This window comes from Nocardia sp. NPDC004860, assembly GCF_040609015.1.
Classification (GTDB): domain Bacteria; phylum Actinomycetota; class Actinomycetes; order Mycobacteriales; family Mycobacteriaceae; genus Nocardia.
Map to the genome: position 1 here is coordinate 81,519 of NZ_JBEXJI010000022.1, position 12,763 is coordinate 94,281.

The 12,763-nt window shown below is 68.9% G+C and carries 8 protein-coding genes and 3 pseudogenes; 7 read left to right on the plus strand and 4 right to left on the minus strand.

Annotated elements, in window-relative coordinates; all coding sequences use genetic code 11:
• Positions 1 to 26: 26 nt before the first annotated feature.
• From ABZV44_RS31575 to ABZV44_RS31585, 3 genes and pseudogenes are all read right to left on the minus strand, one after another.
• The gene (locus ABZV44_RS31575) at positions 27 to 1,205 is read right to left on the minus strand and encodes a 4Fe-4S dicluster domain-containing protein (protein ID WP_354844239.1); all 1,179 of its coding nucleotides are present in this window, start codon (positions 1,203 to 1,205) and stop codon (positions 27 to 29) included.
• Between the two features lie 124 nt (positions 1,206 to 1,329).
• Positions 1,330 to 1,608, minus strand: coding sequence for a DUF1918 domain-containing protein (locus tag ABZV44_RS31580; protein WP_354844242.1), 279 nt, complete (start codon positions 1,606 to 1,608; stop codon positions 1,330 to 1,332).
• A gap of 195 nt (positions 1,609 to 1,803) precedes the next feature.
• Positions 1,804 to 2,478: pseudogene (locus tag ABZV44_RS31585) on the minus strand (phosphoribosyltransferase); the annotation flags it as partial.
• 400 nt (positions 2,479 to 2,878) lie between these two features.
• Here ABZV44_RS31585 and ABZV44_RS31590 point away from each other — a divergent pair.
• A complete protein-coding gene (locus ABZV44_RS31590; RefSeq protein WP_354844245.1) occupies positions 2,879 to 3,880 on the plus strand; it encodes an NAD(P)H nitroreductase in 1,002 nt (333 codons plus the stop codon).
• A 118-nt stretch (positions 3,881 to 3,998) separates the two neighbouring features.
• Here ABZV44_RS31590 and ABZV44_RS31595 read toward each other — a convergent pair whose 3' ends face one another.
• On the minus strand, positions 3,999 to 4,553 hold the full coding sequence (locus tag ABZV44_RS31595) for a flavodoxin domain-containing protein (protein ID WP_354844248.1): 555 nt from the start codon (positions 4,551 to 4,553) through the stop codon (positions 3,999 to 4,001).
• 252 nt (positions 4,554 to 4,805) lie between these two features.
• Between ABZV44_RS31595 and ABZV44_RS31600 the strand changes: the two genes are divergently transcribed.
• The 6 genes and pseudogenes from ABZV44_RS31600 to ABZV44_RS31625 all read left to right on the plus strand — a co-directional run bounded on the left by ABZV44_RS31600 (position 4,806) and on the right by ABZV44_RS31625 (position 12,760).
• Entirely contained in the window at positions 4,806 to 5,747 is a 942-nt protein-coding gene (locus tag ABZV44_RS31600; protein WP_354844250.1) for an ABC transporter ATP-binding protein, read from the plus strand.
• Complete coding sequence (locus ABZV44_RS31605; protein WP_354844253.1) at positions 5,744 to 7,348, plus strand: hypothetical protein; 1,605 nt, start codon at positions 5,744 to 5,746, stop codon at positions 7,346 to 7,348. The genes ABZV44_RS31600 and ABZV44_RS31605 overlap by 4 nt, the downstream gene beginning before the upstream one ends.
• A 93-nt stretch (positions 7,349 to 7,441) precedes the next feature.
• Positions 7,442 to 9,259, plus strand: a complete 1,818-nt coding sequence (gene acsA, locus ABZV44_RS31610; protein ID WP_354844256.1) for an acetate--CoA ligase — start codon at positions 7,442 to 7,444, stop codon at positions 9,257 to 9,259.
• Between the two features lie 152 nt (positions 9,260 to 9,411).
• Positions 9,412 to 10,338, plus strand: a pseudogene (gene pdhA / locus ABZV44_RS31615) (pyruvate dehydrogenase (acetyl-transferring) E1 component subunit alpha).
• Positions 10,335 to 11,302 (plus strand): annotated as a pseudogene (locus ABZV44_RS31620) (pyruvate dehydrogenase complex E1 component subunit beta). The pseudogenes pdhA and ABZV44_RS31620 overlap by 4 nt, the downstream one beginning before the upstream one ends.
• Positions 11,303 to 12,760, plus strand: a complete 1,458-nt coding sequence (locus tag ABZV44_RS31625) for a 2-oxo acid dehydrogenase subunit E2 (RefSeq protein ID WP_354844258.1) — start codon at positions 11,303 to 11,305, stop codon at positions 12,758 to 12,760.
• Positions 12,761 to 12,763: the final 3 nt, after the last annotated feature.

Sequence of the window (12,763 nt, forward strand, 5' to 3'; positions counted from 1 at the left end):
CCAGCGAGGCGAAGGCGGACAGTTCCTCAGTGGTGACCGTCGTCGGCCTCCTCGCGCAGTTCGACGAGCCGGCCCATCTCAGCGGTCAGATCGATACCGGCCGGGCACCATGCGATGCAGCGTCCGCAGCCCACACAGCCGGAGCTGCCGAACTGGTCGTACCACGTGCCGAGTTTGTGGCTGAGCCACTGCCGATACCGGCTCTCGCCCGACTGCCGGACGCTGCCGCCGTGCACATGGGAGAAATCCAATTCGAAGCACGACGCCCAGCGCTCCCAGCGTTCGGCATGGTCGCCGGTGAGATCGGTGACGTCCTCGGTAGTGGTGCAGAAGCAGGTGGGGCAGACCATGGTGCAGTTGCCACAGGTCAGGCAGCGGCTCGCGACGTCCTCCCACTGCGGTGATTCGTGGGATTCGCGAATCACCGCGCGCAGGTCCGCATCCGGCATGCTGCGGCCCATGCGACCCGCTGCGGCCGCCACCTCGGCGCGGGCGTCCGCGATCTCGGCCTGGGTCGCCGGGTGTGAGCGGAGCTCGGCGAGTATGCGCTCGCCCGCCGTACTGCCCACTTCGACCAGGAACCGATGCCCGCTGTCGTCGATGCGTTCGGTGAGCGCGAGATCGTATCCGGCCGAGACGCCCGGCCCGGTGCCCATCGACGCGCAGAAACACACCCCGCCCGGCTCGGTGCAATTCACGCCGACGATGAACAGACCGGCGCAGCGGGCCGCGAAAGCCGAGTCCGGGTACGCATCTCCACCGAGCACCCGCTCCAGAATGCGGATGGCGGCCATATCGCAGCCGCGCACACCGAGGAATGCGGCGGGGCGATCCGGTTGCGGTGGCTGCGACGACGGCCCGGTCGCCGGTGTCGGCGTCGGACCGTCTCCGGCCGCTACGAGATTCAGGTCGGCGTCGAGTCGTGCGATCAGGCGATGCGGTGGATGCAGGAACTGCTTCCACGATCCCGGCCCGGCCGAATGCGCGAAGACCGCCTGGTCGGTGCGGCGATACACGCGATACCGGCCCGGCTCGGTGTGCACGCCCCATCCGGCGGGCAGTGCGGCCGGCGTGTCGAGTTCGTCGAGGATGATCGCGTTGTCGCGCATCGTCGGGCCGATGACCCGATATCCGTTCTCCTGTAACACCACGACGAGCCGGTCCAGCCCGTCGCGGTCGATCGTCACGGTGTCGCCGATGGTCACGGAAGCCTCCGTTCTCGCGCGTCGTTCGATTCCAGTCTGGTCGGCGCGGCGCGGCGCGAACAGCGTCGAAGGTCCTCGGTACGGGGCCGGAGTGCCCAGGTCGGAAAGGCAGTGGCGAGATCGGTCAGCCCTGGCTGTCCGTATCGGAGTGGGAGGCGGGTACATGCTGCATCGACGAGTACCGTGCCGCGGCGATCTCCTCCTGGGCGCGCAGTTCCGCGCTGGTCCGCACGTAGGCGTCGGGGCCTGGAAAGGTCAAGGCCCGATGCCCGGTGTCGGTCCAGTGCACGAGATACGGCGGTGCGCCGTCCGTGCCGTGCACCTCTTCGATGAGACCGCGCCGGACCACGCCCCCGACAGCGCGTCCTTCGACGATCAGCCAGTCGCCTGGTTGTGCTCGCATCGAACGACCTCCTTACCCGTCGGCCGAAAACTGGTGTCTCGAATCTCTATCGTGGTAAGGCCATGGGATCCCCGGGTAGGGCCGGAGGTCCCTGCGCAGGACCCCTGGCCGCCCGCATGATGAACCACGCGACCAGGAATCGGCCGGTAGCGCACCTCTGTGCTCATCCGAACCTATACCCGGCCTCCGGGCCGCTCACGCCGCCCCCTCCGGCTCGGTAGTCGTAGTGGGCAACCGGGTGACGAACCAATCCCGCGCGAGCTCGGCGGCCTTACGCAGGGTGCCGGGTTCCTCGAACAGATGGGTCGCGCCGGGCACCTCTGCCAGCACGGTCTCACATGACATTGCCATGGCCGCCTGGCGATTCAGATCCATGACCAGGTAGTCGCGACCGCCCACGATCAGCAGAGTCGGCGCCCGTACCGCTGACAGTGCGCGGCCGGTCAGATCGGGTCGCCCGCCGCGAGACACCACTGCCCGCACGTGCACGCGCGGATCGGCTGCGGCGCGCAGGGCGGCGGCGGCCCCGGTACTCGCCCCGAAATACCCGATCGGCAGCCCCTCCGCGTGTTCCTGTCCGCTCAACCACTCGGTGACCGCCACCAGTCGCGGGGCCAGCAGGTCGATGTCGAACACGTTGGCGCGGTCTATTTCCTCGGCTGTGGTGAGCAGGTCGAACAGCAGCGTGCCGAGTCGGGCCTGCTGCAGTACCTCGGCGACGTAGCGGTTGCGCGGGCTGTGGCGGCTGCTGCCGCTACCGTGCGCGAACACCACGACACCGATCGGATGCTCTGGAATGGTGAGACGCCCCGACAGCATGGCTTTCCCGGCCCGCACACACACCTCGCCGTCGCGCAGCGGCGGATCCGCGACCGGTCCAGGTTGTGGCCGCGGATCCGGGGCGGCAGCGCGAGCCGACAGACGGCCCGCCTCGGCGCGATCCTCGAAGACCATCGAACCCTCCTTGAGGCAGGTACTTCCAGCCTCACAGCCACCGGCCGCCACCGGCAGATCCGGTTGTCGCCGGCCGGGAGAGTCGTTGGTCCCACAACGCCCTCCGAGACATTGGATTGCTGATAGCGGGGGTGCGGTTCCGGCGCACCGTCGGTGCCGCCGTGCTGCGACTCTCCGGAGCATCCGACGCGCCGACTGCAACAACCGAAGGCATGGCGTCGGCCCTCGGTATCGGTGACTTTCGGCCGTCACCAACGGCCACCCACCGGGACATGCTGAACAGTACGAAGCTGCGAATCCCGAGGAAGGAATGGCGATGTCGAGCACGCATCCCGATACCGACACCATCCGCGCGGCACTGGCCCTGGCCGTGCGCGCCCCGTCTGTGCACAACACGCAACCCTGGCAGTGGCGTATCGGGGAGAGCACCCTGCATCTGTACGCCGACGACACCCGCTGGCTGAAGCACACCGACCCCGACCGCCGCGAACTGGTGCTCAGCTGCGGCGCGGCTCTGCATCACCTGCGAGTGGCGATCGGCGCGGTCGGATGGGAGACGATCGTGCACCGGCTCCCGAATCGCGCGGATCCGCGACATCTGGCCGCGATCGAATTTCGCTCCGGGGCCACCGATCCCACGACGGTGCAGCTGGCGCAGGCCATCGCTCGACGTCGCAGCGACCGGCGGCATTTCACCTCCTGGGAGGTGCCCGCCGTGCACGCGGACAAGGTCATCGAGGCCGCCCGTGTCGTGGGGGTGGAAATTCGCGACGTCGACGCCCTGGAGGCGCGTGGGACACTGGCGCAGGCCTTCGAACAAGCGTCGGCGAGCCACGCCCAAGACCCGGACTACATAGCTGAATTGCATGCCTGGAGCGGCCACCATGCCGCACCATCCGGCGTCCCCGCCCGCAACGCCGTGGTCCCCACGGACCCGACGGTACGTCCGTTCTCCGATCCTCGGCTCCCCGAAGCCGTAGTTCGCGACACCGACGAATTCTCGCGAATGCTGTTGCTCAGCACCGGGTCCGACGATCCCCTGGCGTGGCTGCGCGCCGGCGAATCCACCAGCGCCGCCCTGCTGACCGCGACCGTCCGCGGCCTGGCCACCTGCGCTCTCACCGAACCTCTGGAACTGCCGGCCATCCGGGAACAAATCCGCACGAACATCCTCGGCGGCTTCGGCCACCCGCAAGTGATCATCCGAATGGGCTGGGCGGCAACCAGCGCCGACCCGGTCCCGGCCAGCCCGCGCCTCGCGCTGGACGATGTGGTTCACCCGCTGCAACCGGCCGACTCGGCCGACCGATCGCACTGACCACGCCGGGATGGTCGGTCCGTATGATGCCGCCGACTCGGCTGTCGGCCGAGCGGCGACGCAACCTCGCCGTGATCATTGGGGGATCGACGAGGTCGAATCCTGTGTCCCGTGGCCGTCAGGGATGAATCGGAATGATGTGCGGTGCGTGCAGATTCAGACCCTGCGCGATGGAATCCGAAAAGGTGCTGATGGCGGTCCAATCCCGCAGGTCGCCGTAGCGGCCGCCGCCGAGGAGGCGGTAGAGGACGCGTGCTCCGAGGGACACTCCGACGCGCTCGTAGTGCCCCGCGAAGGCCTGATATCCGCGCAGATCGATCGAGTCACGCACGGCGGCAATGCGTTTCGGCACCATGCGGCCGATCCGCTGTCCGATCGGTCCGCGCAGCGCCGGTCCGATGCCGACACTGAAGAGCCAGACCGGCCGAGCGCTGAGTTCGTTGCGGTGAGATGCCACGTACTCCGCGACGGTGGGCAGCAGGGCCATATCGTGCACCGCGCTGCCGATGACCACGGCATCGAAACGCGACAGGTCCGGTGCGTGCTCGGCGTCGGCGACCTCGACGGTCGCACCCCGGGCGGCGAGATCGTTGCCGATGTACTCGGCGATCTCCCGGGTCGACCCCTGAGCCGAAGCGAAAACGATGCTGACTGCAGGTTTGCGATTCTCCATGTGCCGAGCGTGCGCCCCCCGTGACGGTCCAGAAGAGAGGACTCGTGCCCGGCCGGAGGGGACGATGGTCACCGGCCCGGCGGCCGGACACGGAAGTCCCGCTTCTTCTGGATCTTGGAAGCCTTCATCGGAGGGTCGAAGCAGGCATTTGTTGCTGCCGGTGCGGGACAGGGCACAAGGTCCCATGGCCCGATGCCGGGGTCGCAGCCGAGAATGGGGGAGCCATTCCATCGCTGGTCGGAGGTAGGGACCATGGGTGTCATCGAGGCGCATGCAGTCACCAAACGCTACCAATCCACGCTCGCACTCGATCGTCTCGAACTCGACATCGAGGCGGGGGAGATCTACGGCTTCCTCGGCCCCAACGGCGCGGGCAAGACGACGACGATCCGGCTCCTGCTGGGCCTGCATCGTCCGACCTCGGGCACGGTGCGCATTGCGGGCCGGGACGCGTGGGCCGATCCGGTCGCCGCGCACCGGCATTGTGCCTACGTCGCCTCGGAGGCGTTGCTGTGGCCGTCGCTGACCGGAGCGGAAACCTTCGAATACCTGGAGAATCTGCGCGGCGGCTGTGATCGCGCATACCGCGACCGGCTGATCGAGCGCTTCGATTTCGATCCTGACAAGAAGATTCGCGCGCTGTCGAAGGGCAACCGGCAGAAGGTGCAGCTGGTGGCGGCGTTCGCGACCCGCGCCGAGATTCTTGTTCTCGACGAGCCCACCTCCGGATTGGATCCCTTGATGGAGGCCGCTTTTCGCGAGACCGTCGGTGAAGCCCGCGACCGCGGGCAGACGGTATTCCTGTCCTCGCACGTGCTCAGCGAGGTGGAGGCCTTGTGCGACCGGATCGGCATTCTGCGGGCGGGCCGGCTCATCGATGAGGGCACCCTGGCGCAGCTGCGGCACCTGTCGGCGCGGACGGTGGAGGTGAGCTTCGCGCGGGACGGCGTCGATATCGCTCCGCTGCGCGCGGTCGCCGGGGTCGAAGTGGTCGATGCGATGGATCACCATGTGGCACTGGAGGTCCGCGGTGAGATGGGACCACTGCTGGCAGCACTCACCGGGTTGCCGGTGACGACGATCGACAGCCGGGAACCGAGCTTGGAGGAGATCTTCCTGGTCCATTATCACGATGGCGCCGGCGGCCCTACCCGGAGCGGCCGGGCCGGGAGCGCAGCGGAGGCCAGTCGATGAACCTCGAGGCGATGCACGGCTTCGTCGTCATGGTGCGAGCACGATTGCGCGCCAACCGGATATCGCTGGCCGTGATAACGGTCTTGATGGCTGTGTTCTGCACGGCCGCGCTGCAGACCTATGTGGTGGCGTTTCCGAATCAGGCAACCCGGACCACGATGCTCGCACCGCTGACGAACAATGGCGCGCTGCGGGCGTTGTACGGCTACCCCTACGACATCGCCTCGCCCACCGGCTGGGTGGCGTGGCGCAGCATGACCAGCGTCGGGATCATCATGGCCATGTGGGCGGCGATCATCACGACCGGTGCGTTGCGCGGGGAGGAAGACGCGGGCCGAGGCGATCTGGTGCTCAGCGGCGGACAGTCCCGGCGGCGCTGGTTCGCGGCGGCGCTGACGTCCACGGCCGTCGAGACTCTCGTGATCACGGCGGTGACCGTGTCCGTGCTCGCCGCGGTCGGGGTGCCGCAGCATCTGCTCAGTGCCGCCAACACGTGCGAGCTCGGGCTGCAGCTCGCATTGCCCGCGCTGCTGTTCGCCGGAGTGGGCGCCCTGACCGCGCAGCTGGCGGCCACCGTGCGTGGCGCGCGGTTGCTCGCGGCGGGAATTCTGGTGGCGGCCTTGATCATCCGCATGCCCGCCGACGTCGGCGCGGGCATTCCGTGGCTGCGATGGCTCACGCCTCTGGGCTGGTTCGAGGAACTGCGCCCGCCGGCCGCGCCGCCGCTGCTCACGCTGGCGGCGATCGCTGCCGGAACGGCTGTGCCAGTGGTGATTTCCGTGTATCTGCTGCGGATCCGAGATATCGGCCGGGGCGTGCTCGGGGCCCGGGACAGCCGACCGCCACGGCGACTGCTGCTCGGCTCGGCGTGGCAGGCCGCCCTGCGTGATGAGATTCCGCAGCTGAGTTTCTGGTTCGGCGGGACCATCGCCTACACCCTGCTGATGGGCGGCCTGGTCAAGACCATTCTCGACTTCATGCAGCGCACCCCGATCTATAAGCAGTTCTTCGGTCGCCAGATCGCCGTCGACGGCTTTGTCGCCACGCTCTTTTCGCTGGTCCAGTTGCTGGCCGCGCTCCTGGCGGTGACATTGGTCGTGGCGGCCCGCAGCGAGGAATCGTCGGGCCGGCTGGAAGTCGTGCTAGCCATGCCGCACTCCCGGCTCCGATGGCTGTCCGGCCGCGCCCTGCTGGCGGTGTCCTTGGCGGCCGGTTTGACTCTGGTCGCATCGGTGGGCATGTGGACCGGCGCGGCGCTCACCGGCGAGCACCTTCGATTCGGTTCTCTCCTGGCGGCGTCGGCGAACAGTCTCCCGCTCATCGTGACCACTGTGGGCGCCGCGACCGCGGTGCTGGCGCTCGCACCCCGAGCCGTCTCCTTCGTGCACGCCCTGGTCGCCACAGCATTCCTCTGGGACTCCGTGGGTACGGCACTCAAAGCCCCGGCCTGGTCGCTGGAAGTCTCGCCATTCCACGCTCTTGCCCGCATGCCCATGCAGCATTTCGCCGTCTCGCCCGCCCTCGTGCTCACCACGCTCGGCCTGGCGCTGTTCGCGCTGGCGCTGCTCAGCTTCCGCCGCCGCGATCTCACGCTCGCCTGACGACCAGGTCGGCGACGGAGGTCCTCACCGCGATGGACTTTGCGCACTGCCCGTCGCGGGTACGGCGTCGTTGACTGGGAGCGGGAGGTTTCCATGAAGACCGTCAACCATGAGAGCCCGCGACAGCACCAGCCGATGCGCTGGGAGCCGATCGACAAGTCCGCGCTCGAGCGCGCCGCGGCCAATGCCACCAACTATGAGCTGTCCTACCGGGAATTCACCTGGGAAGTGGCGCGACCGAGTCTTGCGGGATTGCCCGGCGGCGGGCTGAACATCGCGTACGAGGCCGTGGATCGGCATCTGGGCACGCCGCTGGAGAACGCGCCCGCCCTTCGGTGGCTGGCCGCCGCGGGCGGCGACACCACCCTGACCTACGCCGAGCTCGCCACGCTCAGCAATCGGTTCGCCAATGTGCTGCGCGGGCTGGGAGTACGACGCGGGGACCGGGTGTGTTTGCTGCTCGGCCGGACCCCCGAGCTCTACATCGCGGCGCTGGGTGCGTGGAAGGCCGGATGCGTCGTATCCCCGCTGTTCTCGGCCTTCGGCCCGGAACCGGTGCGGCAGCGCCTGGAACTGTCCGGCGCGACCACCCTGATCACCAGCTCGGACCTGTACCGCCGCCGAGTCGCGTCGAACCGCTTCGCGCTGCCGGCCCTGCGGCACGTGGTGCTCACCGACGAGGGCATCGACGACGACCCGATCGACGACACCGTCGGGCTCACCCTCGCCATGGCCGTCGCCGGTGACGAATTCCCGATCGTGCGAACCGGTCCCGAGGATCCGGCCCTGTTGCACTTCACCAGCGGCACCACCGGCCGGCCCAAAGGCGCGGTGCACGTGCACGGCGCGGTGCTCGCGCACCGGATCACCGCCCACTACGCCCTCGACCTGCGACCCGGGGACGTCTTCTGGTGCACGGCCGATCCCGGCTGGGTCACCGGCATGTCCTACGGGGTCATCGCCCCGCTGTGCCTGGGTGTCACGGTGATCACCGACGAGGCCGAATTCGACGCCCAGCGCTGGTACGACATCCTGACCGCAGAGCGGGTCTCGGTCTGGTACACCGCACCCACGGCGTTGCGCATGCTCATGCGCCGCGGCGATGAACTGCCCGCCGGCACCGACCTTTCGAGCCTGCGCTTCGTCGCCAGCGTCGGTGAACCGCTCAATCCCGAAGCGGTGGTGTGGGGCGAGCGGGTGCTGGGCCATCCGGTTCACGACAACTGGTGGCAGACCGAGACCGGCGCGATCATGATCGCCAATCTGGCGGCCGCACAGATCCGCCCGGGCTCGATGGGCCGGCCGTTGCCCGGTATCGAGGCCGCCATCCTGCGCCGCGGGCCGGACGGGCGTCCGGTCATCACCGATGGCGATGTCGAGCACGCGGGCGTGGACGAGGTCGGCGAGCTGGCGGTGCGGGTGGGCTGGCCGTCGATGTTCCGCGGCTACTGGCACGAACCCGAAAGGTACGCACGGGCTTTCGCGGCGGGCTGGTATCTCAGCGGCGATCTGGCCCGCCGCGACCGGGACGGCTACTACTGGTTCGTCGGACGCGCCGACGATGTCATCAAGTCCGCGGGCCACTTGATCGGACCCTTCGAGGTGGAGAGCGCATTGATGTCGCATCCGGCCGTCGCCGAGGCCGGAGTCATCGGTGCGCCGGATCCGGTCGCGGGTGAGCGGGTGAAGGCATTCGTGTTGCTGCGCCCGGGATTCGAACCGTCGGAGGAACTGCACGACGATCTGATCGCCTTCGGCCGGCGGCAGCTGGGCGTGGTCGCGCCGAAGGAGATCGTCTTCGCCGACAGCCTGCCGCACACCCGCAGCGGCAAGGTGATGCGCAGGCTGCTCAAGGCTCGCGACCTGGGGCTGCCCGAGGGTGACGTGTCGACCCTGGAAGTTGTGTCATGACGGGCGGCCGTCGGTCGGTGCGGCCGAAGAGTGCAGCCCAGACCACCCCGACGCCGGGGAACGGAGCCCGGCCTCAGTCGGCGCGCACGAGCACCGAGGGCAAACGTACGACCGAGCTGCCGGCGGACGAGCGAATATCGCTGCTGCGGGACATGATTCGGATCCGGCGCTTCGAGGAGCGCTGCGTGCAGCTCTACAGCGCCGAGGCCATTCGCGGCTTCCTGCACCTGTACATCGGCGAGGAGGCGGTGGCGACGGGCCTGCTCGGCGTTCTCGAGCCCGGAGACGCGGTGGTATCCACCTATCGCGAGCACGGTCACGCACTGGCGCGCGGCGTGCCGATGAACGCCATCATGGCCGAAATGTAAGGCCGGACAACCGGATGCAGTCACGGGCGGGGCGGATCCATGCATCTGTTCGACGCCGAGTGCCGTTTCTACGGCGGCAATGCCATCGTGGGAGGTGGCCTGCCGCTGGCGGTCGGGCTGGCGCTCGCGGACGCACTGAGCAAACGGAATGTGGTGACGGTGTGCCTGTTCGGTGACGGCGCGGTCGCCGAGGGCGAGTTCCACGAATGCCTGAATCTCGCGGCGCTGTGGCAGCTGCCCTTGCTGTTCGCCTGCGAGAACAACCAGTATGCGATGGGCACCGCGCTGAAACGTGAGCACGCCGTCACCGATCTGGCCCTGCGCGCCGCGGGATATGGGCTGGCGTCGTGGCCGGTGGACGGCATGGACGCGGTCGCGGTGCGCCAGGCCGCCCGGCGTGCCGTGGAGTCCATCCGCGGCGGCGGGGGACCGTGCTTCCTGGAATTGCGCACGTACCGCTTCCGGGCGCATTCCCTCTACGACGCCGATCGCTATCGGGACAAGGCCGAGATCGAATCCTGGAAGGCACGCGACCCGATTCCACGGCTGTTCGACGAGCTGTGCGCGGCCGGGGGCGCGAAGCCCGAGGACCGGGCGGGCCTCGAGTCGGCGGTCGATGCGGAGATCGACGTGGCCATCGCCGCTGCTGAGGCCGCACCTCTCGAACCGGTCGCCGATCTGACCCGGTATGTCTACGGAGGCCCGGCATGACGACCTACCGCGACGCGATGCGGGAAGCCCTGCGCGACGCCCTGATCCGCGACGACCGGGTGTTCCTCATGGGCGAGGACGTCGGGGCCTACGGTGGCTGCTTCGGTGTGAGCCGCGGGCTGCTCGAGGAATTCGGGCCCGTGCGGATCCGGGACACGCCCCTGAGCGAATCCGCGTTCGTCGGCGCGGGTATCGGTGCGGCACTGGGCGGGCTGCGCCCTGTCGTGGAGATCATGACCGTCAACTTCAGCCTGCTCGCCCTGGACCAGATTCTGAACAACGCGGCCACGCTGCGCCACATGTCCGGCGGGCAGCTCGGCGTCCCGCTGGTGATCCGCATGGCCACCGGCGCGGGCAGGCAACTGGCAGCACAGCATTCACACAGTCTCGAGGCGTTCTACGCGCACATCCCGGGTCTGCGGGTGATCTCCCCGGCAACGGTGGCCGACGCCCGCGGCATGCTCTGGACCGCACTGCAGGACCCGGATCCCGTGCTCATCTTCGAACCGATCGCGCTCTACAACAGCGAGGGCGACCTGCCGCCCGACGCCGGCCCGGTCGATATCGACCGGGCGATCATCCGGCGCGCCGGAACCGACGTCACGCTGGTCGCCTATGGCGGAACGCTGCGGGTGGCGGAGGCCGCCGCGGACGAACTGGCGGGCGACGGCATCGCCGCCGAAGTCATCGATCTGCGCAGCCTGCGCCCGCTCGACGAGACGACCGTGCTGGAGTCCATCATCCGGACACACCGGCTCGTCATCGTGGACGAGGGCTGGCGCAGCGTCGGCATCGCCGCCGAAATCGCTGCCCGCGCAGCCGAACACGCCTACTACGACCTCGACGCGCCCATCGCGCGCGTATGCACCGCCGAGGTTCCGATTCCTACGCCCGCCAGCTCGAGGAGGCCGCCCTGCCGCAACCGGGCACGGTCGCCGACGCGGTGCGCAAGGTGGTGGGCTGAATGGGCGAGTTCCGGATGCCGTCGCTCGGCGCGGATATGACCGAGGGCACCCTGCTGGTCTGGATGGTGCATCCGGGCGACACCGTGCACACCGGCGACGTCGTGGCCGAAGTGGATACGACGAAAGCCGCGATCGAAGTCGAATGCTTCGAGGACGGAGTCATCGGCGAGATCCTGGTCGACGAGGGCGTCACCGTTCCGGTCGGCACGCCGCTGGCGACGATCGAACCCGCCGGAATCCGGCCGCCGAGGACGGAAGACGTGGCTGCTCAGCGTGTCTCGCCGGGGAACGGGTCGGGGCCGAAACTGGCCGTCGAGTCGCCGAAGCCCGCTGCGGCCGCACCTGAGACGCCGAGAGCCCCGGCCGCGCACGACCACACGCCGCAGACCGCTATTCGGGCGACACCGCTGGTTCGCAAGCTGGCCGCAGAGGCGGGGATCGATCTGGGCGAAGTGCACGGATCCGCACCCGGTGGGCGGATCGTGCGTGCCGACGTGGAACACGCTGTCGAGCGACAGCAAACGGAATCCTCCGGCACCGCGATGGCTGCGCCCCGGCCCTCGCCCCGAGTCGGCCGCGCGTCGGGGTACGCGCGCCGGCTGGCCCGAGAGCTCGGTGTGGACGTGTCCGCCATCGTGGGCAGCGGTCCGGGTGGTGCTGTGCGTGCGGCCGATGTGCGAGCCGCCGCCTCGCCGACCGCCGCATCGGAAACCCTCACTGCTGCTCACGAATCCGTGCGGAAGCCTGCGGACCTGGCCGGTACCGGTCCGGTTGCCGAAGCGCCGCACCATGATCCGGTACAGGTGCGCAAGCTGATCGCGGCGGCGATGGAGAGATCCAAACGCACCGTGCCCCATTACTACCTGTCGAGCACCATCGATATGGACGCGGCGCTGCGCTGGCTGCGGGAGTTCAACCGTGGGGCTCCGGTAACCGCCCGGATCCTGCCCGCGGCACTGCTTCTGGTCGCGACGGCGCGGGCGGCCAAGGCGGTCCCCGACCTGAACGGGTACTGGATCGACGACGAATTCCGGGCCGCCGCGGATGTCCATCTGGGCGTGGTGGTGTCGATGCGCGGCGGCGGCATCATCGTGCCGACGATCCCGCACGCCGACCGGCTGGTTCCGGCGGACATGATGGCGGCCCTGCGCGGGGTCGCCGAACGCGCCCGGGCGGTCCGGCTGCGCGCCACCGACGCCACTCCCGCCACCATCACCGTCACCAATCTCGGTGACCTGGGCGTGGACTCGGTCTACGGCGTGATCGCCGCACCCCAGGTCGCCATTGCCGGTTTCGGCGCGGTGACCGAACGACCCTGTGCGATAGATGGATTGCTCGGGGTCCGCGCTCAGGTCACCGCCACCCTGTCCGCCGACCACCGCGCCACCGACGGCGCGATCGGCGCGCGGTTCCTGCACACGCTGTCCGACCTGCTCCAGCATCCAGAGGAGTTGTGAAAC